Annotated in this window: 15 protein-coding genes; 4 read left to right on the top strand and 11 right to left on the bottom strand. The window is 54.3% G+C overall.

The window, feature by feature from the left end; all coding sequences use genetic code 11:
• Positions 1-124: 124 nt before the first annotated feature.
• The 7 genes from TRESADRAFT_RS07995 to TRESADRAFT_RS16255 all read right to left on the bottom strand — a co-directional run bounded on the left by TRESADRAFT_RS07995 (position 125) and on the right by TRESADRAFT_RS16255 (position 9974).
• Positions 125-1966 carry a hypothetical protein gene (locus TRESADRAFT_RS07995; protein WP_002704586.1) on the bottom strand — a complete coding sequence of 614 codons (1842 nt, stop codon included), beginning with the start codon at positions 1964-1966 and terminating at the stop codon, positions 125-127.
• A 60-nt stretch (positions 1967-2026) separates the two neighbouring features.
• Complete coding sequence (locus TRESADRAFT_RS07990; RefSeq protein ID WP_002704584.1) at positions 2027-3553, bottom strand: hypothetical protein; 1527 nt, start codon at positions 3551-3553, stop codon at positions 2027-2029.
• Positions 3554-3571: 18 nt separating this feature from the next.
• Complete coding sequence (locus TRESADRAFT_RS07985; protein ID WP_002704582.1) at positions 3572-5074, bottom strand: hypothetical protein; 1503 nt, start codon at positions 5072-5074, stop codon at positions 3572-3574.
• Between the two features lie 618 nt (positions 5075-5692).
• Positions 5693-6787, bottom strand: coding sequence for an SGNH/GDSL hydrolase family protein (locus TRESADRAFT_RS07975; protein WP_002704580.1), 1095 nt, complete (start codon positions 6785-6787; stop codon positions 5693-5695).
• 39 nt (positions 6788-6826) lie between these two features.
• Positions 6827-8050: a GDSL-type esterase/lipase family protein gene (locus TRESADRAFT_RS07970; protein ID WP_002704577.1), complete on the bottom strand. Its 1224-nt coding sequence runs from the start codon at positions 8048-8050 to the stop codon at positions 6827-6829.
• Positions 8051-8139: 89 nt separating this feature from the next.
• Positions 8140-9834, bottom strand: a complete 1695-nt coding sequence (locus TRESADRAFT_RS07965; protein WP_002704575.1) for a leucine-rich repeat protein — start codon at positions 9832-9834, stop codon at positions 8140-8142.
• Positions 9810-9974: a hypothetical protein gene (locus TRESADRAFT_RS16255; protein ID WP_159100050.1), complete on the bottom strand. Its 165-nt coding sequence runs from the start codon at positions 9972-9974 to the stop codon at positions 9810-9812. Before TRESADRAFT_RS16255 ends, TRESADRAFT_RS07965 begins: the two co-directional genes overlap by 25 nt.
• Before the next feature lie 281 nt (positions 9975-10255).
• On the opposite strand from TRESADRAFT_RS16255, the gene TRESADRAFT_RS07960 reads away from it, so the two are divergent.
• Positions 10256-11167: a hypothetical protein gene (locus tag TRESADRAFT_RS07960; RefSeq protein ID WP_002704574.1), complete on the top strand. Its 912-nt coding sequence runs from the start codon at positions 10256-10258 to the stop codon at positions 11165-11167.
• A gap of 3 nt (positions 11168-11170) precedes the next feature.
• Here TRESADRAFT_RS07960 and TRESADRAFT_RS16250 read toward each other — a convergent pair whose 3' ends face one another.
• Together TRESADRAFT_RS16250 and TRESADRAFT_RS15155 are read right to left on the bottom strand one after the other, a co-directional pair.
• Complete coding sequence (locus TRESADRAFT_RS16250) at positions 11171-11338, bottom strand: hypothetical protein (RefSeq protein WP_002704572.1); 168 nt, start codon at positions 11336-11338, stop codon at positions 11171-11173.
• Between the two features lie 50 nt (positions 11339-11388).
• A complete protein-coding gene (locus TRESADRAFT_RS15155; protein WP_002704570.1) occupies positions 11389-17148 on the bottom strand; it encodes an EAL domain-containing protein in 5760 nt (1919 codons plus the stop codon).
• 208 nt (positions 17149-17356) lie between these two features.
• Here TRESADRAFT_RS15155 and TRESADRAFT_RS07950 point away from each other — a divergent pair, with 208 nt between their 5' ends.
• The 3 genes from TRESADRAFT_RS07950 (at position 17357) to TRESADRAFT_RS07940 (ending at position 20465) form a co-directional block, all read left to right on the top strand.
• Positions 17357-18328, top strand: a complete 972-nt coding sequence (locus TRESADRAFT_RS07950) for a DMT family transporter (RefSeq protein WP_002704568.1) — start codon at positions 17357-17359, stop codon at positions 18326-18328.
• Positions 18329-18656: 328 nt separating this feature from the next.
• Positions 18657-19013, top strand: a complete 357-nt coding sequence (locus TRESADRAFT_RS07945; RefSeq protein WP_002704566.1) for a four helix bundle protein — start codon at positions 18657-18659, stop codon at positions 19011-19013.
• 222 nt (positions 19014-19235) lie between these two features.
• The gene (locus tag TRESADRAFT_RS07940) at positions 19236-20465 is read left to right on the top strand and encodes a DUF4832 domain-containing protein (RefSeq protein ID WP_159100049.1); all 1230 of its coding nucleotides are present in this window, start codon (positions 19236-19238) and stop codon (positions 20463-20465) included.
• Between the two features lie 89 nt (positions 20466-20554).
• On the opposite strand, the gene TRESADRAFT_RS07935 is transcribed toward TRESADRAFT_RS07940, so the two are convergent.
• Positions 20555-22372: a putative bifunctional diguanylate cyclase/phosphodiesterase gene (locus TRESADRAFT_RS07935; RefSeq protein ID WP_002704562.1), complete on the bottom strand. Its 1818-nt coding sequence runs from the start codon at positions 22370-22372 to the stop codon at positions 20555-20557.
• Positions 22373-22512: 140 nt separating this feature from the next.
• Positions 22513-23550 carry an HNH endonuclease gene (locus TRESADRAFT_RS07930; RefSeq protein WP_002704560.1) on the bottom strand — a complete coding sequence of 346 codons (1038 nt, stop codon included), beginning with the start codon at positions 23548-23550 and terminating at the stop codon, positions 22513-22515.
• Positions 23551-23773: the final 223 nt, after the last annotated feature.

Raw genomic sequence — 23773 nt, 5'->3', positions numbered from 1 at the left:
AATCAGCGTTCCCTAAAAAAACGGCGCCCCCGTAAGCCCCTCGCAATTTCACCTCACCGCGCTCGCACAAAAAAACGCCCGCACCGAAAGAACGGCGCGGGCGAAGGAAGCGCGATATGTTGGGTTAGTTCGCTATCGCTTTGATTTCTGCTACACCGCCGGAATTACCAACAATGTAGAATTCATCATCTGCGGATGCTGTAAATGTTGTAGTTGCAAGTGCTGTATTTGCTCCTTTTATTGATGCAACTTCTTCTCCGCTTGTTTTGAACACCCACACGCCTCTGAAATCATGGGAGTTAAGAGAACCGCCAGTAATGGTGACTGTACAGTTTCCGTAGACTTTGAGCGTAAGATAACCTAACTTATCTTTGAAATTTTCCCAAGTACATTTGCTGAGATTCGTGCCTGACTTTTCTGCATTAGATCCGATCAAAGGTGTACCTTTATTTTGATTACCCAGTTTCACGCGCATAAAATTTACGCCTTTCAGGGTTGCATTCGGCTTTCCGTTGGCGTTCATTGTTTCCGGCTTGAAATACCCTTCTGACACTGCTTCGGCTGCTTTGTCTGTAAGAGCAGCGCCTTTCACTTCATTTGTGAAATCGGAATCAGTGTAATAGACGAATTTTTTCGCATCGCCGCATAATGACAAATCCCACGTTGCGTTGACTGAACCAGATGGTTTAGCTGCGATAGTGATAATTTTTGTAGCACTTTTTTTGCTCGTTTTTCCTTTATGCGTGTATGTGACTTCGCATTTTACGGTGATTGTCTGACCGACATATGCGGTGTTGTCCTCTATTTTGAGGGTGCATGACGCGGCTGTATCGCTTTCGAGCGTGACGTATGACACGTTCTCTGTGATAGTCCATTTATACGACACTTCGTCCTTGTTCAGTGTATCCGCGATACTTGCAGAGAATGAGCCTGATTCACCTAATGTAATTGACGATGAACTTGCAGTAACCGTTACAGATTCTATTTCAGCGTCATAGGGGTCGTAGTTTTCGTCGAAGCAGGTGATTTTTGACACGCCGCCCGAGTTCCCGACTATATAGAATTCGTCGTTGAGCGTGCCGGTAAAGGTCACGTTTGTGAGGGTAGTCTTTCCCCTTATGGATGCGACTTCATTTCCTTTTGCGTCGTATACAAATACGCCACGGTATTCATCTGTGGCAACAGAACCGCCCGTAATGGTGACCGTGCTGTCGCCGAACAATTTGAGCGTGAGATAGCTACCTTTTTCCTTGAAGTGAGACCATTTCAAATTGGAGGTGTTTTTGCTTGTCAGGTCGTCAGCGTATCCGACAAGAGCTGTGCCGTTTCCTCCTAATTTCGCCCTCGTGAAATTTACGCCCTTTAAGGTTGCGTACGGCTTTCCGTTGGCGTTCGTTGTTTCCGGCTTGAAATACCCTTCTGACACTGCTTCGGCTGCTTTGTTTGTAAGAGCAGCGCCTTTCACTTCATTTGTGAAATCGGAATCAGTGTAATAGACGAATTTTTTCTCATCGCCGCATAATGACAAATCCCATGTCGCGTTTACGTTGCCCTTGCCGATTACGTCTATGCTTTTTTCCGACGAGACGCTGTTCTTTTCTCCGAAGTCGTAGTTCGCCGTGCACTGGACTGTTACTACCGAGTCTGCGGGCGCGTCCTTGTTCGCCGTGAGCGTCGCGGTGTTTCCTGATATTGAGAGCGTCGCATATTCTTCGCCGGCAGAAATCGACCAGGCGTATGAGATTGCGTCTTCCTTTGCGTGGACTGATTCGGCGGAAGCCGTCAATGTCGTTGATGCGCCCGCAAGAATTTCCTTCGAGTCCGTGGAAATAGTCACGCCGTCTATTCTTTCTGAATATATTACGGGGTCGTCCTGGCTTTCGAGCGAGTCGAATACCTTGCATCCTGAAAGCGCGAGAAGTCCCGCGGATGCTGCGATGATTAGTCTGCTGAATATTTTCTTCATGTGTGCCTCCGTGTTGACCCGCGCGAAAAAAAATCGCGCGGGGAGTGTGGGCGGTGTCTCTTAGAGGGAGACCTTCATGTAAAGCGGCATGGTGACGACGAGCGTGCCGGGATAGACGACGTTCGCCGTTCCGCTGTTTTTGTTGTTGTTGAGCCAGACCGTCTCCTTCGCCTCGTCGTTTCCGGAAAGGTTCTGGTAGAGGAGGTTCACGCCGAGGCTGAGCGAGCTGTTCCTCGTGAGCGTGAAGACGGCGCTCGGCTCGAACCCGACGCTTGAGACCGCGAGCATGTCGCTCTCTCCCGTCGTGGAATTCGTGTGGTTCACGTCCAGGCAGCGGAATCCGGCGTTGAAGTCGAAGCTGAGCGAGCTGCTGAATTTGTACGTCGCCGAAAGACCCGCGTTGAAGCCGATGATGTTCTCGCCGTAGAGCTGCGCGCCCTTGTCGTCGTAGATGCTCTTTGCGTAGTCGCTCTGGATGACCGCGGAGAGGTTTCCGTTCAGGCCGAGCGCGATTGTGTCGGTGAGCTGGTAGACTGCGCGGAGGTCGGCGCTGTGGAACATGAACGTCTCGCTGTCGCCGGTGTCGCTTTCCATTCCGAGGTATGCCGCGCCGAACATGTATCCGGCATAGAGCTTGAGGTCCTCGATTGCGTCGGAGCTTGCCGCGAACGAAGCCGCGATGTCGCTTCCCGCGCTCTTCATCAGACCCTCGCCGTCGTTCCACACGCCGGAAATCCTGTCCTCGAATTTCACCGTGAGCGCGAATTTGGCGATGTCGGGGAGAAGATAGCTTCCCTGGAACGTGAGGTTCGTGGGCGTCTTCTCGCCGAAGTAGGTGTAGTTGGTGAGCATCCCGTACTGCTGGTACGCGGCGCCCATCGTGGAGACGACGCGGAGGTTCACGAGGTCGCCCGCCTGGTACGTCGCCATGATTCCCGCGCCCTCGTGCCCGCCGTATGTCTTGTCGAGGTCGATTGTCGTTCCGGCGTTGTTCGGGTCGTAGAAGTACCAGTTGTAGTCCTCGAGCGTGCTGACGAGCTTCGCCGTTCCCGCGGTGGAGCCTGTCGGGAGGGCGGTCGTCGCGATGCATCCGCCGTGGTTGCTCCTGAAGAAGCCCTCGTTCCTGAGGAACCAGCTCATGACCTGCGGGTCGAATCCCGGCATGTACTGCGCGGCGTAGCTGTTGTAGTGGTGCCCGACGTTCGCGTCGCCGATGATGTCCACGACCGGGTACGCGTCGAACGCGCCGCCCGTTATGCGCAGGTTCCCGAAGTTTACCCATGCGTTGTAGAGGCGCATCTCGAGCGCCTTGTTCATCACCTTTATCTTCGCCTCCGCTCCTCCGAGCGACGTCTCTCCGGAGAAAGTGAGGAAATCATACGTTCCGCGGCTCGCGTACTGCGCGCCGAGCCTGTTGTCGAGGTACTGGTCGAGGAAGAAGAACCCGTCGTTCTCGTCGTTCTCGTCGTCGCTCTTCGCGTATGTCACGAGGTTCTCCCCGACGCGCGTAGAGAGCGAGAGCGTTGCGGCGCTTGCAGTTCCTGCGAATGTTATGGCGGCGATTGCCGCGGCTATTGTCTTTTTCATCGTCAATCTCCTTTTGGCTTAGAAAGAAATGGTGAGCGTTACCGGAATCGTCACGCTGAATGTTTTGGGGTAGACGTAGCTTATGGTCTCGTTTTTTTCCGTTCCCCATTTTCCGACCGGGTCCGAGCTGAGGTTCTCAACCTTCATCTTCAGGCCGACGTTCACGTTCGCGCCTTTAGTCGGCTTGAACGTGGCGCTCGGGAAGAGGATGAATTCAGCCTCCGCCTTTCCGCCCGTGCCGCTGTTGAGGTTGTAGTCCACGAATTCGAACTGCACCTCTCCCGTCATCCTGTCGTTGAACTGGTGCTGGTACGTCACGAGCGCGTCCTCGCTTATGAAGGGCGCCCAGCCGTATTTGTTGAGGTTCGACACCGCCTTCATGTAGTCGCTCATGTTTATCATCGTCGTCGTGCTCGCGACCGTTATCGTGTCCTTCTTCGTCAGCTTGTAGGACGCGCCGAGGTTGAGCGCCTGCCCCCAGTATTCGTTGTCGAACAGCGCGCTCTCGCCCGCCTCGCCGAAAAGGCCGTTCCTGTTGTCGTCCGTCTTCACCTCGTACTCGTTCGCGTTCGCCGCGTTGAATCCCGTGACCGTGTAGCACATCCCGAGCCGGAGGTTCTTCACGAGCTTGTCGGAGCTTGCCGCGAGCGCGAATGCGATGTTGAGCGGGTCGGAGGCGATGTTCAGCCCGTTCGTCGCCGAGCCCTGCACGAGGTTTTCCGCTGTCTCCGAGACGGTTCGCATCTTGAACGTGAGCGACGTCTTCGCGATTCCGAAATCGTAGTTCGCCTGGAAATTCAGGTCTGTCGGGGCGGAAAGCCCGTAGAGCGCGTTCGCCTTCTTGATGTCGGTCTTCGTCTCGTCGTCCGTTATCCTCGACGCAAGGTCGTTGCACGTCACGGCGGCGAGCGTCAGGTTCTTGTACGTGTACTTGATTCCGAGCTGGTGCCCGCCGTCCCTGTTCTCAAGCGGGACGCCGAGGTTCAGGATGTTGTACGTGTTGTATTTGTAGTCGTCGTGGTCCTTTTTGACCGCCTTGCCCCCGTTGAGGACCTTCCACTGGAAGAAACTGTCCCCGTCCGGAAAGAATCCCGAGATTCCGTAGACGTGGTCCGTTATGTCGGAAAACCGCCCGAGACCGTTTCCAGCGAACCCGACGTAGAGCCCGCCCCATTTTGCCCAGCCGCTGTATCCGTTCATGGAGAACGCATTCCAGTTCGTCTTGAACGAGGCGTCGACGCCGAATGTGTCCGTCTTGACGCTCACGCCGGAATACCTGTTCTTGTCCGTAGGACGTCCGAACCATGTGAGCCCGTCGTATTCGGCGGCGTATGGACCTTTCGCACCTCTCAATGCCGCATCGGTCGCCACGAACGCCCTGTCCTCGTCGTCTGCCCCGCTCTGCCTATATCCGACGACATCCCAGCCCTGTAGGACGGTGATGCTCGTCTTCACTTCGGCGGACGCGATGCTTCCGGCCAACAGCAGGGCGGCCGTTGCCAGTACCGCATTTTTCCTCATAAGAGTCCTCCGCATTCTGTTTTCCCGCGTTTTCCGCAGGTTGGTTTTATTAAACATCAATGGGTATTGATGAATTAGCACAATGCCGTCAACAATCCGTAATATACGTTCTGTTTTTGTAATGATTTTTTGCGAGGGCGCGCGGAAAACCGCCTGCACTCAATGAAAGGTACTTGTTGAAATGATTTGATTACCGCCGTGTCTTTGTGGCGGGGAATGGTAGAATACTTTTCTTTGAGAAAATTATCAATAAAAATATACTGAAATCTCATGATATGTGTGTTATAATACCGCCCCTCCCTCCTCCCGCACGAATCCTGGAAGCTTTCGCCGTTACGATTTTTGGGATGCTTCGATACGTATGCTGGAAGAAACGGTCATTGAGCGAAGCCGAAGAAGCCGATTCTCGCATGGCCGCCCTCAGCCACCTTATCAGCATTGGCGGCGGGGGCTTGCGGCTTCAAACGGATTGGGGCAGGCGAAGTGATGAAAAAACGGCTTCGCGACGAAAAATGGTGCTTGGGAACGGGCAGCCCCTATGCCTATGAGCAGAAATGCGGTTGTCCCGTGGAACGGATTGCGGAATCACGTTCCACGGGGCAATGCAGGGCGTTTGTGTCAATACGTCTCGCTTATGTCGGAGAGCGAGGAGAGGACGTAGGCCGCGATTATACGCCCGAGCGGCTCCTTGTAGTGGTTGTGGTCGAGGTACCAGCTCTGCACCATCTCAAGTACCGTGCGGAAATCCGTGCCGTTTTCCTTGTTGTACGCCTGGACGTCGCTTTCGGTGAGCGAATTGAGGTAGTCCTCGCCTAGCTGTCCCGTCTCGATGAGGGGGCAGCCCGTTTCCTCGGCGATTTTCCTCAGCTCGCCGTTCCGCGCGCCGTCGCCCCTGTTGTTTTTGAATTTGTTCGCGGAGAAATCGAAGTCGCTCGTCCAGTTCGTCCAGTTGCCCTCGTCGTCCTTGTACGGCCCGTCGGGCGTCGCGAGGAGGATGACGGGCTTTCCACCGCGCTCTCTTATTCCGCCGATGTAATAGTCGCGCATTATCGTGCGGAACGACTGAATCTCGCCGTTCTCGCGCGAATTTATCCCCATGTTGACGGTGACGTAGTCGCCCGGGCGGATGTCGAGCAGGACTTTCTCAAGCCGCGCCTGGTTGTAGAACTGGACGCTGTCGCGTCCCGCCATCGCGTTGTTGCTGAACGAGCCGAACTTCTCCGGCAGCGGCACGAGCCCTTCGGAAACGCAGTTGCCCCACGATTTCGCGCCGTTTGCCGTGTTCCGTGCCGTGGAGTCGCCGATTGCGAAAAGAGCGGGCTTCCCGTTCGGCTTTTTTCCGCCCTCGGCTTTGATGCGGACGCTTTTCACGTGCGCCGGCCCGGAGAACGAAAGGTCGAGGACGCCGTCGCAGACGGCAACCTTGAACGATTTTCCCTCTTTTTTGATTCCCGCGGCCGCTTCGATTCCGCCGATTCTCTCCGAGATGACGGTCGAGGCGTCGGAGTCGATTACGACGTCGTAGTTTCCTGAAGGGACGTCGAGCGAGAACGTTATCGCGCCGTCATTTTCGGAAAAATGCTGGCTGTCTTGGGGGTATTCGAACCTCATCTCCTGTGCCGCCGTTCGTGCCGCGCCGTCCGACGCGCACCCTGCGATTGCGAGGCAGCCCGCCGCCGAAATCGCCGCCGTCAAAGCGTTTATCTTTTTCATAGTGTCCTCCTTTTTTCGTGTCCGGAAAAATCCCGGTTCCTATTCCCGCAGCTCCGGGATTTCGCGCGCGACGAACTGCGCGAGCGTGTCGGCGAGGGCGGGGGAGAGGTGCATCGTGTCCGTGCCCTTCGACGCGTCCTTCACGTCCTTGGGGGCGTAGAGCGCCATCGTCCCGTCGGCGCCGATGGACTCGTAGTAGTCGCCCGCGATTTTGAACAGGTTCACGAGCTTCACCCCCTTCTCGGCGGCGACCTCCTGCATTTTCGGCCCGAACCAGCGCGACTCGAGGTTTTTCCCCACGTCCTGCGCGCGCCCCTGCTGGTAGACGAGGACGGGAACGGCGCCTTTCGCGCGCGTCTCGTCAATCATGGCGCAGAGCGTCTCGTAGTATTCGCTTTCGTTCGAGTATGTCTTGTCGTTTATCCCTATTGCGATTATGTAGTAGTCGCCCGGCTTTATGTACGCCATGACGGACTCGTGCTGCCCCGACGTGTAGAATCCCCGCGCGAACTGTCCGCCCGTCGCGAGGTTCCGCACCTGCCATTTGGGGTTTATGTATTTCCCGAGGTGCTGTCCCCAGCCGTTGCGCCCGTACTGGAACGTCTCCGCGTCGTCGGGGAGCTTGTAGTACGCGCACACGGTGGAGTCCCCGCAGAGCCATACGGCGGGCGCGCTTTTTTCCGTCTCTACCTTCGCGATTTCAAGTGAGCTGAGCGCGTAGCGCGTGTCCTTTTTCCCCGCGGTGACGAGGATGTCGAGCTGGCCGTCCGTCACGGGCATCTGCCACGTCTCCGTTCCGTTCACGCCGCCCGTCAAGTCCATCACGTGGAAGAATCCCTCCGCGGCGACGCTTTCCCTGAACATGGGGCCGCCTGCCGTGACGGTGATTTCGTATATCCCGCTGTCGAGGTCGACGGCGAACGTGTTTTCGCTCTTCATTCCCTTCCCGTCGTCAATCCATTCGACGGCATCCGCCTTCTCCGCCTCGCCCGCGCTTTCGACGTTCCTGACGCCCGCGGTGTTCCGGAAGCCGAACCCCTTCTCCTTCGAATACGCGTCGTCGGCGCCTGCTGCCGTGAACCCGTCAGCCGCGCCCGCGCCGCCGAAATCGAACTTGTATACGGTCGTTCTGGACGGCGCCTCGTACGAGAGCCACGACTGCGGCGTTTCTGTTCCCGACGGAGACGACGCGCACGATGCGATGAGCGACGACGCGGCGAGCGACGACGCGACGATAGCTGCTGTCCTGTTTTTCGCTTTCATTTCCATTTCCTCCTTGTCGCTGTTTGCCGGCGTACCGGATTCGTTTCCGCCCGGCACGCCCGTTTTTTTCAATCCGAAAATGGCGGCCCTTACTCGATTGTGCTTCTCGTGTGGCCGTACCAGTATTTTCCCCATGAGCCGTAAGAGCCCTTGTCGTAGGTATTCCCGGTGTGGAGCGCGCTGTCGGCGAATTTTATCGTCGACGGGTCTGCGAGGTTGAAGAACGCCTCTGTGCCCATCGACGTGATTTCCGTCGAGTTTATCGTGACGTCCGCGCACGACGGGGAGAGGATGTTCGAGCCGAACGACCTCACGCTCGCGGGGAAGCTGATTGACTCGACTGCGGTTTTCCCGAACGCGCAGTCCCCGATTGTCTCGCACGCGCTTCCTTCCGCGAACGTCACTGTCTTGAGCGACCCGCATCCGTAGAAAGCGTTCGCGCCGATTGTGGTGACGCTTGCAGGAATCGTCACGCTCGTGATGTTCGTGTAGTTCATGTACTCGCCGTCGGCGATTTCTGTCTTGCCCGCGGGAATCTCGAGCGTAGCCTCCTCGTGCTTCTCTCGCGCGCCCGTCACGGAATTCTCGGCGAACGTCCCGCCTTCCGTCGTGCAGTTGATGAACTCGTTCCAATCTGATTTCCCGCTGTCCTCGAGAATCGGAGTCGAGTAGCCCGTTATCGTCACGTTCTCGAGCGTGTTGTTCATCACGGGGAGGGAGCCGCCCGCGCTTCCGTTCGTGAAGCGCACCGCAGTGTCGCTGTTGTGGCTTCCGCCCGTGAGCGTCGCCTTCTTTATGTGGAGGTTCTGCGTGTCCTGCACTAGGATTGCCTGCTCGTAGCTGTTCGTGCTCGTGATTTCGTCGATGTTGATGCCGCAGTTTGCAGAGACGCTGAAATAGCCGCGCCCGCATTCCTCCGCGTTTATGTTGTGGATGTAGACGTCCGGCCCGACGAAATTCGCCGTCCTGAGCGCCGCGTAGACGCCGTTCGAGTTTCTCGGCGAGCATCTCGTCCCGTTCACCGTCCCGACAACGGCGTTCGTCGTCGTGTTGAGGAGGAGCCCGCAGTCGTTGCAGTCGGTGGCGTCGATTTGCCCGATGAGGATGCCGTCGACTTTCATCGTCTCCACGGCGTTGTCCTGGCAGCCAGTGACCGTTATGTTGTCCACGAATACGTTCCGGCTCCAGGTGTTGTTCTTCTCCGCAATCCTCAGCCCGAGCGCGCTTTTCTCGTCCATGTCGAGCGTTATGTTGTCGAAGACGACGTTGTCGCAGCCCTGGCACCAGATGGCGTAGCGCGCGTGACCGCTGATTTTCAGGTTCCTTATGGAGATGTGGTTCCTGTTCGTCAGCGAGACGGGCACGATGTCCTGTGCGTTCTCGCAGTTCGCGTAGATTGTGTTCCCGTTGAAGTCGAGGATGCTGTAGTTCTCGCACTCGATTGAGTAGAGGTTCGTGATGTCCTTTATCGCCGAGGACGACGCGGAGCCTGGCTCGCCCGAATAGATGTCGCTTTCGACGCTGATGCGGAGCTTTGTCGTCCTGTCGGCGGGGAGCGTGTCCATCGCCTTGTTTATCGCGTCGAACCCGTTCGTGATTTCCGTCGCGATTGTGTTCCCCGTAATCAGGCCCGCGCCCGTCCCGTACGTGAGCGTCCACGACTGCGCCTCGCCGTTCCCCTCGTTCCGCGCGATTATGTACGGCGCGAAGTCGTTCTCGATGTCGAACGAGTCGAGCGCGGACTGGAGCTTCCTGACGTTCACGCTGCCGGAGCTGTCGAGCATCGCGCGTATGCTCTCCGAGCTGTCGATGCTGATTTCCCTCGTCGTGCGGATTTCCTGCCCGTCGCGTCGGAGCAGCCCGCGAAAAGACCCGCAGCTGCGAAAAATGCCGCCCCGATTTCCATTCCTCTAAGAATTCCCATAAAACCTCCTGTCCGTTGCTAATCTTTCTCTATTTTACGATTCCGTTTTGCAATAGGTTAGGGACAAAACTCGCAGATGTTAGCACAATTCGGTCAAAGAAGTCCCTAACCATACACTCGACATGTTTTCCTGCTGGTTGGAGGGACTTTGTTTTTACCGAGCGGCGGCGCGGAAAAACCCGGTTTGATTTTTGCGTGTTGATTTATGGAGGGGGCGTGTTTTTTTTTCTGGGAGGCGGGCTTCCTTTGGGGGGCGCGTTGGGGTAGTATGCTTGGCTTGTATGAAAGCAGATGGCGGCAATTGTTCCGGCGCGGCGAAGGTTCATTTCCATCTTCCCGGGCTTTTCGAATTCGATTCGTTTTACGAGGTGTTCCTTCCGCTGTTCAGGGAGCGGCGCGAATTTTTCTATCCGTGGTGCGACATAGGCTCGGTTTATGGGGCGCCGGCGGACTGCCTGTGGGGCGGGGGAAGGTGCGGGTTCGGGGAGGCGGATGCGGAAGAGGCGCTCGCCCTTGTGGATGCTCACGGCATTTCCCCCAGGCTCACGTTCAGCAACTCCCTTCTGCGGGCGGAGCACCTCTCCGACAGAAAATGCAACGCGCTCTGCCGGACGTTCTCAAAGGCTTCTGCGGGCGGCGGCGCGATTGTCCATTCCGACCTGCTCGCACGGTATTTGGCGGAAAAATACCCGGATTTGTATCTCGTCTCCTCGACGACGAAAGTCCTCACGGAATTCGCTGATTTTGAGGCTGAGCTCCGCCGCGGCGAATTCAGCTTCGTCGTCCCCGACTTCCGCCTCAACAAATCGTTCGGCTCCCTCGGCGCCCTGCCACGGGAGCTGAAGGACAAGGTCGAGTTCCTCTGCAACGAATGCTGCCCCGTCACCTGCGCGCGCCGGAAGGCGTGCTATGAGAGCGTGAGCCGGAAGAACCTGGGGGAGCGCGACGACGGGCACCGGTGTGCGGGGGGCGAGTACAAGTTCTCGCGCGCGATGAGAAGCCCCGCGTTCATCGGCGTCGGCGACATCGTCGGGAAATACGTTCCGATGGGCTTCTCGAATTTCAAGATTGAGGGGCGCGGGCTGGGGAGCGCCGTCCTGCTGGAATTCATCCTCCACTACATGACGAGGCCGGAGCGTCAGCTTGAGGTCCGCGAGGCTGTGTACCTCGACTCGGCGCTCGACTTGTTCTGAACTCTACAGCTCGAACGCGTCGATTTTTTCGGAAAGCTTCTTCGTGTCGTGGATGTTCTTGTCCGACGAGTCTGTCACTCCGTTTACGGCCGCCGTTATGCCAGTGACGCTTCTCGTCATCACGTCCATGTTTTGCCGTATGCGCCTCGTCACCTCGGAAAGAATTCCCATCCATGGTGCTGCTCCATCTCAAAAAACTGTTTTCGTGATGGCGGGGGGAATCAGAGCTGCGCCTCGGGAAGGATGCCGGCGAAGAAGACGGAGACGTTCGAGAGAATCATCTTTATCTCCGCCTTTTTCTTCTCGTTGAAATTCCCGACGCCGATATACCCGCCGAGCGTGTTCCCCGAGAAAATGGGCGCCTGTATCATGTTCCTGACGTTCGCGCTGCGTATGTAGTCGTACAGCTCGTAGTCGGCTTCCTTTATCGCGTCGAGGCTGTCGAAAATCCTGTGTCCCGCCTCCATTCCGCCGGAGATGGTCGGCTTGTGCACGTGTATTCTCGGGAAGCCCCTGAATTTTTCCGTAATCGGCGTTATTCCCGTCGAGGCAAAATCGTATTCGACCGTGAATTTGTCCTCCTCCAGAGACAGGAGGAAGATATGTTCGGCGGAAAGTATCCTGCCCATCTCCTTGAGCGCCTCCCGTATGATTCCGTGCTCGTTTCTCCGCACGGTCAGCATTTTCGCGACGTTGAGGATTACCTCGTCCATCTTGAGCCTGTTCTTCTGCGTCATTATCTTTCTGTGGTCAGAATCGATGATATTGATGGTGATGCAGCAGAATCCGCGCGCTGAAAGCGGCACTATCGATGTCTCGACCCAATGGCCGCTCAAATCGTGGAAACGCTGGTCGGTGACAGGCTCGCCGAAGACGGTCGCCTTGTAGAAATCGCTTTTGAGCTGCGGGTCGGAGACGATGTATATGTCCGTGTACTTCCTGCCGATTATGCTCTCCCGCGGCCGTTTGATGAACCTGCAGTACGCCTCGTTGACGAATATGTATTCCAAATCCTGCGTGAACGAGCCGGTGTCGTTCATTATGATTTTCACGAGCGCGCATGGAATCGGAAGCTGCTCGTAGCTTTTCAGTATGATTTCATCGTTTCCGCCCTTCGCGGATTCGATTTTCGTCGTCAGCTCGAGTATTTCCTTCGTCGTTGCCCTGAGCTTTTCGATTGAGCTCGCGTCGCTCGTGATTTTCCTCAGCCGGTGAATTTCGCTCCTGCTTCCGAGGTGCCGCGCCGTTATCTCAAGGAGGCGCCGCGCTTCGTCAGTGTCGCATTTCGAGTAGTTGTCGATTCCGATGAAGCCTGAAAGCTTTCCGTGGTTGTAGACGGGCGTCTCGATGACGCGCTCGATTTTCGATTCCCTCATGAGCTCGTACCGCACCGGGATGTCCGGCTTGAACATGCTTATGTCCTCGATTATCGAGCTCGTCCAGTTCTTCGCCGAGCTGCTGGAATCCTTTACGTATGACGAAAAATCGATGTTCTGCCATTTGTCGATTACGCTCTCGATATCCTTGTTGCACCATTCGAACGTGTTGCTGATTTTGTCCCCGATTTTTGTCATTACGAACACGCGGTCGCAGTCGAGCTCCGTTCCTATTACCGAAATCGCCTCGTTGACGGCATGCCTGTAGTCGAGGTTCGTCGTGAGAATCCGCGAGACTTCCATGCAGATTGAGTCTATCATGAGCGATTTGCGCAGCGCGTTCTTCTCGTCGACAGCCGAATTCCGCTCGTCGAGGATTTTTTCCATCATGAGCCTGTCGGCAATCATGTGCGCGGAGGCATCCATCATCATTTTCGTGTCCGTCTGCGATGTCAGCGAGTAGTTGTCCGCGCAGAGGTAGCCGAAAAGCTCGTCGTTCATGTAGAGGGGCGCCGCTATCAGCCGTTCTATTTCGCGTGACTTGAAATAGTTGTAGACGGTCGGGTATTCGTGCTTGAGGAGGTTCACGTCCTTTATGTTCACGAGCCCGTCTTTCTCTATGATTTTCTCCCATGCTGCGAGGTACTTGTACCGCAAATTCTGCCTGTTCCTGATTTCGGATGGAACTCCGTTCTTGCACCATTCGAACGGGTTCGTGAACGTGCGCCTGTCCGTCGTGAATATGTAGAGCCTGTCCGCTTTGAGAATCGTCCCGAGCTCCAGTATCGCCTTGTTTACGGCGACATTGTAGTCTTTTTCTTTTTTCAGCGTCGCGGCGATGCCGAGGATGGCGTTCATCGTGTTCTGCGCGATTGAATTCCGCTCGATGTCCTGCATCTCCTTGTCGATGATGTCCATTACGATGGCGCACGAGTCCGGAAGTTCCGCGGGCATCATCGTGAACTTGAGCCAGTGCTTCATCGTTCCGCCGAACAGCTTGCCGCTGACGTACTCGCCTTTCATCGCCCGCCTCGCGTACTCAAGCCACTTCTTGTCGTTGCGCGGGAAAAGCTTCATGTAGTCATTTCCGATGAGGTTTGCCTTCGAATTCGTCATCAGCTCGCAGTATTTCTGGTTCGCGAAAAGGTATTTCGCGCCCGTTATTTCCCCGCTGTCGTCCTTCACTCCTTGGACGATGATGAACGGAATCGGGATGTCGTTGTAGATGTCGGGGACGATTTCTTTGCCCTCGCTGAAGGCTGATTCTTCCTCGTCGTATTCCTCAAGCCGTTTGCCCGCCTTGTCCAAAATCCGCAATATGGAGACGTCCTCGGAGCCGCGCGCTATTCCGTAGAGCATTTTGAGCGAGCAGTCGTATCCCTCCACCGATGTTATGCGGGCGATGCGCGCCTGGCATTCCCGCGTGATTTTCTTGACCTCGCTTTGAGGCGCGCCGCGCATCACGGCAGAGAAGCCGGAGCCTGAATTGCGCGCGATGACCGCGGTGTCGGGGAATGATGATTTTATGGCGCGCGTGATTTCGCAGGTGATGCTGTCGGCGATGTTCGCGCTGTGCGTCTGGATGAATTCGTCGTGGCCGTGGATTTTCATCATGACGAACGTGAAGTCCTCGTTGTTCTGCCGCAGGTTTTTGTCTAGCTCTATCAGCGTCGCGAGCATTCCCGTCGAATCCAGAAGCCCCGTTTTCCCGTCGACGGAATTGCCCCATGCGGCGCTGTCCCTCTTTTTTATGTCCTGCTCCACGTCCAGAAAATGCCCCATAAGCCCGATTATTTTCCCGTCGTGGTATGCCGGGAATTTCGTCGTGAGTATCTGCCGTGGAATGCCTTTCACGATGTTGATTCCCGGCGAGTTCGTTATGAGCACGCCTTTTTCTAGGACGTCCATCTCGTCGCTGCGGTACGGCGAGTCGTTCACGTGCCATCCCATTTCCTCGTCCGTTTTTCCGAGCAGCTCGCGGCTGCTCCTCATTCCGTAATAGTCGAGGAACGCGCGGCTCGCGCCGAGGAACCGCCTTTTTGTGTCTTTCCAGAAGAATTTCGCGTCCGACTCCAAAATCATCGAATTCCACCAGTCCGCGACGGCTGTCGCCTGCGGGTCGAGCTCGATGCCGTTCAGGTTTATGAGACGCTCGATTGTCGATTTCTTGTCGCGCTGGTCCTCAATCTCGCTCCGCTTCACGCATATGAGGAAGTTGATTTTCTTTGAGTCGGGGATTTTTATGATGAGGAATGCCGTCCACTCGTAGTTCCCGTCCGTTTTTTTGACGGGAAAAATCTCCGTGTAGCTTACCCGCCCTGAATCCCGGAACCGCTCCTCGATGCTCGGGATGCACATCGCCTTCCTGAACCGCTCAAGGTCGTCGACATGGATGTACCTCCTGTCGTAATGCGAGTAGAAATCCTCGAGCCCGTAGACGACATCGCCCTCGTCCTCGTTCGGCAGGCTGCTTATTATGACCGTGCGCCTGTCGGACTCGATGTCGATGAGGTAGATGCTCTCGTATCCGGACGTTATGTTCCGTATCACCTCGTCGAACCGGCGTACCTGCTTGTGCTCCTCGTATGCGGAGCCGTCTATCGAGGCGGACAGCATGCTTCCGTGACGGGAGGAGGCGACGAGCGTGAACGAGAAATGGAAATACTTGCTGTTGACGACGAACGTCATCGTCTCCGTCTTCGCCGTGTTGATTGTCTTTTCAGCAAGCGCCCTGAATTTCCGCCCGAGCACGGAATTCCCGCTGTTCATGTACGTCTCTATCGACTGCGACTCGCCCTCGCTGGCAATCGCAATCTCTTCGGTGTACTCGCTGTTCATGAAAATCGGCGTGAAGCATTTCCCGTCGAAGAAGAAAAGCGCGAGCGGCGTTTTCGAGTCGAAGTCGAGCAGCCCCGTCTTCTGGTAGAACGTCGCCGTCTCCCTCGACTCGAACGTTATGCCGTTCTGCTTGAGGTGCTGGAGCTGGTCGGTGATGGCATCGGGCTTGCCGTAGTAATATCCCTGAATACGCTCGCACCCGATGCTTTTGAGGAAGTCGATGTGCTCCTCCGTCTCGACGCCCTCGGCGAGCGTGTGTATGCCGAGCGATTTCGCCATCTTGACCGCCATCGTCACGATTTTGCGCGAGCGCTCGTTGAAGTCCCTGAGGAACGCCATGTCGATTTTTATCTCGTCGAAATCGAAATCCTTGAGGACGTTCAGCGACGAGTAGCCGCTCCCGAAGTCGTCCATCCATACCTCGAACCCCGCCGCGTGGAAGCGCTCTATCGCGGTGCGGATTGTCTCCTGGTCGCTCATCAGCGCGCTTTCGGTAATCTCCACCGCAATCAGGTTGTGCCGGACATCGTGCGCGTCGCAGGAATCGGATATCAGCTTGACCGGGTCGCAGTAGTCGAAATCCGAGCGCGATATGTTCACCGAAATCGGGACGACGGGAAGCCCTTCCTTGAGCCTGTGCTGCAGCATCGTGACGACGCGCTCTACGATGTACATGTCGAGCTTGTACGAAAGCCCGTTCTCCTCGAGAATCGGGATGAAGTCGGCCGGCGGAATTATCCCGTGGATGGGGTCGCGCCACCGCGCGAGCGCCTCGAGGTTGCAGAGCCTCCCGTTGAGCGTGCGGACGACGGGCTGGTAATGCGGATCGACCCATCTTTCGTTTATCGCCTGGTGTATGTGCGAGATGATGTATTCCCGTTTCCAGATTGACTTCGACATTATTTCGTTGAATCGGGCGCAGCTCGTCTCCTGCGTTCCCTTGAGGGAATCGGCGGCGGCTTTCGCCCTGTTGCACGCGATGTTCATCGAAATGTCCGGGTTGAACGGCGAGATGCCGATTCGTATCGGAAGGCTCTGCGCGTTTGTCGCGCTCGTGTTGAAGTCGATTATCACGCTGTCGAGAATGTGGTCGGAGTCGCTGTCGTCGCAGAACGCGTAGAAATGGTCCTCGCCGAACCGCGAGCACCGGTCGCTCCCGAAATTGTTCCGCAGAATTTCGGCGAATGTCGTCAGAATCTTGTCGCCCGCGTCGAGCCCCATCCTGTTGTTGTAGCTTTTCATCCCCGTGAAGTCGAACGAGATGACAATCGGGTGCCCGCCGTCCTCGGTTGCCTTCTGCCCCCAATGCTCGGCGAGCTTCATGAAAAGCCATCTGCTCGGAAGCCCCGTCAGGACATCGACCTTGTTGTGCGTGCTCGTGACGAAAACGTAATAGAGAAGCCCCTCGTCCGGGTCGTCGTACAGCCTCCCGAAATCCTCGACGTACTTGAGCTTTCCCGAGCGCGTCATAATCCTGTAATGGTTGTGGTCGTGCGGGTCGCCGCCCGCGTTCGCCTGGAGCTTTATGCTGTACTCCACATCCTGCAAATCTTCGGAATAGACAAGTCCCTTGAACGTTCCCCCCGTAATCTCGAAGAACTGCTCGTCGGTCTCGCATTCGAAAATGTCGAGCAGCGTGCGGTTGGCGAAAAGAATCTCCTCGCTTTCGTCCGCCCGGTAAATCAGAAAACCGCCAGGAACAAGGGAAAGGCTGTTCTGGATGTATTTCTTGCTGAAATCTGTATTCGTGAAATTACGAACGCCCATAAAAATGCCCCCGTCTTCTGAGGGAAATGCCGCGTAAGAGAATTCCTCAGGACTTTTTTGAAATTATCTTAGTTTTAACACGGAATTCGGAAAAAATAAAACGGAATCGCAATTATTCGCTTGTGAATTGTCAAAAATCTGCTTCCAATGGCTGCCGTCCCGAAAAAACAGGTGCGTTTTTCCCGTTTTTTTTGGTAGACTTGCGGGCATGGATAACAATATAGAAAAAAAGGAAAGCCCGGTGCTTTCTTCGATTTGGTTTGTCGCGCTTGCGGCATCGTTCTGCAGCTTTTTGTGGGGAAGCGCGACCCCGTGCATAAAAATCGGGTACTCGCTCTTCTCCATCGCCCCGAGCGACACTGCGACGGTCATCCTCTTTGCCGGCGTCAGGTTTTTCCTCGCGGGGATTCTTGCCGTCGCTGTCGGAAGCGCGATGGAGCGGAAATTCCTTCGTCCTCGTTCCGCCTCGGCATGGGGAAAAGTCTGCGTGCTCTCCCTTTTCCAGACGGTCGTGCAGTATTTTTTCTTTTACGGGGGGCTGACGAGGGCATCCGGCGTGACGAGCGCGCTCACGATTTCGACGAACGTCTTCGCCTCGCTTCTGATTGCCGTTTTCGTCTTCCGCCAGGAGAAGCTCAGCGCGCTGAAAGTAGTCGGGTGCGCCGTCGGTTTTGCGGGCGTCGCGCTCGTCAACGCGTTCGGGAGCAGCGGCTCCGACTACAGCGTCTCGTTCTTTGGCGAGGGATTCATTTTCATTTCGAGCATCTGCTACGGATTTTCCGGCGGCTTTTCCAAATACTTCTCGAAAACCGAGAATCCGGTGATGCTTTCCGGATGGCAGTTCGTTGTCGGCGGGCTCGTGATGATTGCCGCGGGATTCTTTGCGGGCGGGCGTTTTTCCGGCTTCACGGCGCAATCGACCGCGCTCATCGCGTACCTCGCGTTCATCAGCGCGTGCGCGTACTCTCTGTGGGGAATCCTCTTGAAATACAACGACGTGTCGAAGGTCGTCATATTCGGCTTCTTGAACCCCGTCTTCGGCGTCGTCCTTTCGATGATTTTCCTCCACGAAAAAGGCCAGAACCTTGTCGTCGTCGCGCTCTCCCTCGCCCTCGTCTCAATCGGAATCATAACAGTCAACAGGAAAGGTGAAAGTGGAAAGATGAAAGTGGAAAGATGAAAGTGGAAAGGTGAAAGATGAAAGCGGAAAGGTGAAAGATGAAAGAGGGAAGATGAAAGCGGAAAGGTGAAAGTGGAAAGCGGAAAGGTGAAAGTGGAAAGGTGAAAGGTGAAAGCGGAAAGGTGAAAGGTGAAAGAGGAAAGTGGAAAGATGAAAGCGGAAAGATGAAAGTGGAAAGATGAAAGAGGGAAGGTGAAAGCGGAAAGTGGAAAGGTGAAAGTGGAAAGATGAAAGTGGAAAGAGGGAAGAATTTCCGCTCTCCGCTCTCCGTTTTCCGCTCTCCGCTCTCCACTCTCCGTTTTCCGTTTAAAAAAGACAGGGGGATGATATGGGTGTATTGGCTGAGAAGAGTTTGGATTTTGCGGTTCGGATTGTGAAATTCTATAAGTATCTGTGTGACGAAAAAAAAGAATATGTCCTCTCGAAGCAGATTCTGCGCTCGGGGACAAGTATAGGCGCGAATATACGCGAGAGCAAAAACGCGCAGAGCAGCGCGGATTTTACAAGCAAGCTGAATATCGCTTTGAAGGAGGCTGACGAGACTGAATATTGGCTTGAGGTGCTGACCAAATCCGAAATTATAAATCCCCCGCAAGTTGAAAAACTAACCGCGGATTTAAAAGAAATAATCGCCATGCTGGTATCCTCAATAAAAACCTGCAAAGAAAACCACAATCCCCGCTAACCCCCTCAACTCCCCGCTCTCCGCTCCCCACTTTCCACTCTCCGCTCTTCGCTCTCCACTCTCCGCTCTCCGCTCTCCACTCTCCGTTTCCCGTTCGTCATGACTTCCATGGCGGAATTCAGTACAATTCCCCGCGTTATGAAAATCCGTACGTTGCTTTTTCCGCTTTTCGTCTTGTCTTCTGTGTTTTCCTGTTCGGCTCCGGGCGATTTCGGGGAAGGCATGCAGTATGCAAAGGTGAGGACTGCGAACCCGCTGAAAGGTTTCGCGTCGTGGGAGGGGGACGCGGAGAACGACGTTCCGCACAGCCTTGAGTACGTTCCCGTCCCGTTCGACGAGGTGCTCGTCTCCCCGGGCGAGTGCGATTTTTCCGTCCTGGAGGAGAAGCTTGAGGAGGCGAAATCGCGCCGGCACCAATCAATCGTCCGCTTTGTCATCGACGAGCCGGGAGCCGCGCTCCATCTTCCGGATTTCATCGATGTCGAGAAGTTCAGCTACGAATACGACGGGAAGACGTTCCTCTCGCCCGATTACAACGACGAGAACCTCCTCGGGGAAATCGAGTCGTTCATAGAAAAGCTTGCCGGAAAATACGACGGCGACGCCCGGATTGCGAACATCGAGACGGGGCTTATCGGCCATTGGGGCGAGCATCACGTCTTCTATTGCGAGGAAAACGAGGACGCGCGCGTAACGGACGATACGTGGTGGCGCTTTTTCTCCGCATTCTCGCGGAATTTCAGGACGACGCAGATTTCATCGCGCTCGCCGAGCCATCCGGGCGTCTCGGAATGCGACAACATCGGCTTCTACAACGATATGGTCTGCAGCGACGACGACGACGATTATTTCAGGGAAATGCTTTCATCCGCGGAAAATCTCCCGTCACGCTGGCGGAAGGCGATGGTGACGGGAGAGCTTGCCCCGACGGTGCAGGAAGATTTCATAAAAAGATGCGGTGAATGGGCGGTCATGGAGAAATTCTCGGGCCGTGCGAACGAATTCCACGTGTCGTCGCTTCTGTGCGCGGCGGCGTTCGCGAAAAAATGCGGCGCAATAGAACGGGAGCGGATTTTGGATGCCTCGAACGCGCTCGGATACGAATTCAGCGTCGTCTCCGCGTCTTTTTCCTGTTCCGGGCAGAATCTCAGCATCACCGCCGAAATCAGGAACGACGGCACGGCTCCCTTCTATTACAAGTGGCCTTTTGAAATATCGCTTGTGAAAGACGGGATAATCGGGGAGAAATTCAATCCCGGCTGGGACGTCACGAAAATCGCTCCCGGCTCCTCCGTGTCATTTTCCGTTTCGAGAAAAATTCCCGGCGCGTCCGGCTGCACCGTCCTCCTTTCCATCCCGAACCCGATGGAGAACGGCTATCCCGTCTCGTTCGCCAACAAGAACCAGGACAAGGACATGAACGGCTGCCTCACGCTTTTCAAAATCGATTGAGCGGAAAAAAATTGTCATGCCGAATCAAGTTCGGAATGGCGCTCGGGTTATGACCATAAAAACGACCGTAAACTGTTTTCCTGTTTCTTTTAGCGGCGGTTCCGCAAATATCGATTTTCGTATTCTTCAATAGAAATCGGCTTGCAATAATAATAGCCCTGAATGACCTCGCACCCCAAGGCGCGGAGTTTTTCCACCTGTTGCTTTTGTTCCGCGCCCTCGACCAGGCAGGTGAAATTCAGTTCCCGTGCAAGCGAGATGATATGTCGGATTACGGCCAAATCTTTTTCGTTTTCCAGCTCCGTCCCGACTTTGTCGACGAAGCTTTTGTCGATTTTAAGCGTGTCGAGCGGCATTTGCGTAAGCAGCGACAATGAAGAATATCCTGTTCCGAAATCATCCATCGAAATCTTGAAACCAAGCGAGCGAAGCTCCTCCAGAACCCGTATCATCTGCTCCATGTCGTTGTAGGTCGCGCTTTCTGTCAGCTCGAAATCAATCAGGCTGTGGCTCACGCCGAATGAATCAACAATATCCGTAAGGTGCGTAATGATATTCTTGTCGTACAGGCGGTTTCGGGAAAGATTCACCGAGACCGGATAAAGTTTTTTTCCCTCGCCCTTCCATTTTGCGAATGCCGCGCAGACTTTCTTCAATACGATGTCGTCGATTTTGCCGATTGAGCCGTCCTTCTCAAAAAACGGAATGAACCTCGTCGGTGACAGAAATTCTTTTCCCTTGTAATTCCATCTGACCAGCGCTTCCGCGCCCTTCAATTTTTCCGTGGCGATGTCGACTTTGGGTTGCAGATTTACGAAAAATTCGTCTTTTTCAACGGCAGTGTCGACATAAGCCTTGATAGTGTTGCTCCAAAGAACGTCGTCGTGCATCTTTTCCGTGTAAAAAACGATGTCCGTCTTGTCGGGGCTGTTTCCCAAAGCCTGTGCCATCTTGGCTTCATCCGCGACCCTGTTCCCGGAATGAATCGCGAATTGCATCGGGACGACACCGCAACGATAATGAATCTTATAATTCGGATCTTCTTCAAGATGCGAAATGCCCTCAAAAAAAATATCCAGCTTCTCGGCCGTTTCTTCCTGCGGCATGTCTTTAAGGATAATCGCGAAGTTGTCTTCGTGGCATCTTCCTCCGGCATATATGAAATCAGCCGCCTTTATTGCATTCACGACGTTCGTCAGAACCTTGTTCGCCACAATGTGACCATAAATTTCATTCAGAACCCTGAACATCTTTATGTCGAAATGAGCGAACGCGTAGTCCTTTATGCCCGCGCTTTCCGGAATTTCAAGATACGGGACGAGATGGTTCCAGTTGTAATAATTCGTGATAGGATCGAAAAATGCCTTGCGGTAAAGCATTCCTTTGTCAAGCTCGTCCAGGTTGTTGGCTATGACATCTTTCGCATGGTTCTTTTTAAGAGCGCACTCATACAGAATCCTGATTTTTTTTGCATGTTCGAAAACTGCCGTCACATTTGGCTCGGGTTTTATGGCCAAATCGCTGTATTGCCTGTGGGCGTCATCATCAAACAGAAGCGTTTGCTTTGTTTTTTGAATATATACCTGAATATACTGCTCGGTAATCTCGTTTTCCTTTTCAAACTCGACCGCATAAAAGAAAGAGCTTTCCAAGACGAGCGAGTCGAGGTCGTCGGGATATGCTATTCGCGCATCGCCGCGCCGGAATTCGATTCCGATTACTTTTTTGCCGAGCGGATGAATGAAAAAAACGCCGGGATAATCATAAGCTCCGAATGAATCCGCATACTTTTTGATTTTGTCACACACAACGCCGTTACAAAAAGCCTCGATATCCGAATCGGAAGCCTCAATATAATAAAGAATCCGCTCCGGTTTGTAGAGCTGATTCCGCTTGTTTATGACCATAAAAATTCCCCGAACTTTTTGAAAGATGACTCATTATATTTCCTTTTCGGCAATTTGTCGAAAAATACATTCCGCCCACGCATTGCGCGGGGAATAGGACGCGGCTGGAAAAACAGCGAATGCCGCGCCGCCATTTTTTTTCAGCGTGCGTCCCTGCCGCCTGGCATCCAGCCGCATCTGTAGCCGTTGAAGACCGCGTTCTGGTACATGAGCGCGAGCTTCGAGAACGTGTACGATTTGAATTCCCTTTGGACGAAATCGTGGTTCATTTTTCGGAGCTTTTCGTTCCGCAGCCGCAGGTTGTCCAGAAAATCCTGCGAGGTCAGCGAGTCCGATTTTTTCGAGTTGCAGAGCGGGCACGCAAGGACGAAATTCCACAGCTTGTCGTCTTTGACGAAACTCCACGGAATGAAATGGTCGACCGCGTTTTCGCCGAGATTTTTTCCGCAGTAGAAGCACTTGGTCTGCCCGAATTCAAAAAGCGTTTTCCTGTACGGATTGAGGTTCTCGCGCTCTGTCGATTTGTCGAGCTTGCTTGCGAGCATGTAGGAATCCTCTTCTTTGTTTATGCCCTCAAGATATTTTATCCACTCGAAATAGTTCACTTTCTCAAAATCGCTTCTGTATTTTGCGAGGACGATGAAGAAATCCCTGCTGATGAAAATTCCATGCCATTTCTTCGGTTTGGAAAAATGATAGAATTTCCAGTCCGTGTCGGCGCAGAACGCACCGAGAACATATTTTGTGACGACCGATTTTTTTATCTTCTCCGAAAGCTCAAGCTGCTGCGCGTTCCGCAGTCCTTCAAATGCGAATTCCGTTTCGTCGATTGAATATCCGTATTTTTCGCAGAAATCGAAGAGAATCCGCTCGATTGCCGATATTTTCCCGTCTGAATTTTCAGGCATCTGCCGTAGTTTGCAGCGAAGAATCAGGTTCCAGTAGATTTCCGCGAACCGGAGCGAAATCGCGTCGAAGCCCAGAAAATATTCTGAATCGCTGTTCAAATCGACGTTGAAAAGGTTGTCCAGAATTGATTTGAAGAAGACGAATTTGTAGGAAGTCGTGCGTTTCGAATTTCCAATCAGCGCGGAATTTATTGAGCGGATGACTTCCCCGTCGGTAATCGGTGAAAACGGAATCAGGTTTTCCTTTGCGTCCCAGCCTGCATTGTTCATAACTGCGTCTTTTTTTTGTCACTTTAAACGAACGTTTTTTGTGCTATCTTCTTTTTGCATATGTAGTCTGTTTTAAATATAATTCAAGTCCATAATCGCTTCGCTCTCTAATGGAAAAGCCTTTTATTTGTTCGATATTTTTAGGATTATCAAACAAATGCTCAATATTTAAAATCATTTTCTGAAAACCTCATAAGTTTTTCTCTCTATTATATCGATTTTT

It is taken from the genome of Treponema saccharophilum DSM 2985, from assembly GCF_000255555.1.
Classification (GTDB): domain Bacteria; phylum Spirochaetota; class Spirochaetia; order Treponematales; family Treponemataceae; genus Treponema_D; species Treponema_D saccharophilum.
The sequence above is the reverse complement of the archived record's forward strand: the minus strand, read 5'-3'. Positions and strand labels throughout refer to the sequence as shown.

Excerpts from the sequence above, each read along its gene's own strand:
- TRESADRAFT_RS07975 (WP_002704580.1), bottom strand. The coding sequence starts at position 6,787 with ATGAAAAAGATAAACGCTTTGACGGCGGCGATTTCGGCGGCGGGCTGC.
- TRESADRAFT_RS07930 (WP_002704560.1), bottom strand. The coding sequence starts at position 23,550 with ATGAACAATGCAGGCTGGGACGCAAAGGAAAACCTGATTCCGTTTTCA.
- TRESADRAFT_RS16250 (WP_002704572.1), bottom strand. The coding sequence starts at position 11,338 with ATGGGAATTCTTTCCGAGGTGACGAGGCGCATACGGCAAAACATGGAC.
- TRESADRAFT_RS07960 (WP_002704574.1), top strand. The coding sequence starts at position 10,256 with ATGAAAGCAGATGGCGGCAATTGTTCCGGCGCGGCGAAGGTTCATTTC.
- TRESADRAFT_RS07995 (WP_002704586.1), bottom strand. The coding sequence starts at position 1,966 with ATGAAGAAAATATTCAGCAGACTAATCATCGCAGCATCCGCGGGACTT.
- TRESADRAFT_RS07950 (WP_002704568.1), top strand. The coding sequence starts at position 17,357 with ATGGATAACAATATAGAAAAAAAGGAAAGCCCGGTGCTTTCTTCGATT.
- TRESADRAFT_RS07990 (WP_002704584.1), bottom strand. The coding sequence starts at position 3,553 with ATGAAAAAGACAATAGCCGCGGCAATCGCCGCCATAACATTCGCAGGA.
- TRESADRAFT_RS07945 (WP_002704566.1), top strand. The coding sequence starts at position 18,657 with ATGGGTGTATTGGCTGAGAAGAGTTTGGATTTTGCGGTTCGGATTGTG.
- TRESADRAFT_RS15155 (WP_002704570.1), bottom strand. The coding sequence starts at position 17,148 with ATGGGCGTTCGTAATTTCACGAATACAGATTTCAGCAAGAAATACATC.
- TRESADRAFT_RS07985 (WP_002704582.1), bottom strand. The coding sequence starts at position 5,074 with ATGAGGAAAAATGCGGTACTGGCAACGGCCGCCCTGCTGTTGGCCGGA.
- TRESADRAFT_RS07935 (WP_002704562.1), bottom strand. The coding sequence starts at position 22,372 with ATGGTCATAAACAAGCGGAATCAGCTCTACAAACCGGAGCGGATTCTT.
- TRESADRAFT_RS07970 (WP_002704577.1), bottom strand. The coding sequence starts at position 8,050 with ATGAAAGCGAAAAACAGGACAGCAGCTATCGTCGCGTCGTCGCTCGCC.
- TRESADRAFT_RS07965 (WP_002704575.1), bottom strand. The coding sequence starts at position 9,834 with ATGCTCGACAGCTCCGGCAGCGTGAACGTCAGGAAGCTCCAGTCCGCG.
- TRESADRAFT_RS07940 (WP_159100049.1), top strand. The coding sequence starts at position 19,236 with ATGCAGTATGCAAAGGTGAGGACTGCGAACCCGCTGAAAGGTTTCGCG.
- TRESADRAFT_RS16255 (WP_159100050.1), bottom strand. The coding sequence starts at position 9,974 with ATGGGAATTCTTAGAGGAATGGAAATCGGGGCGGCATTTTTCGCAGCT.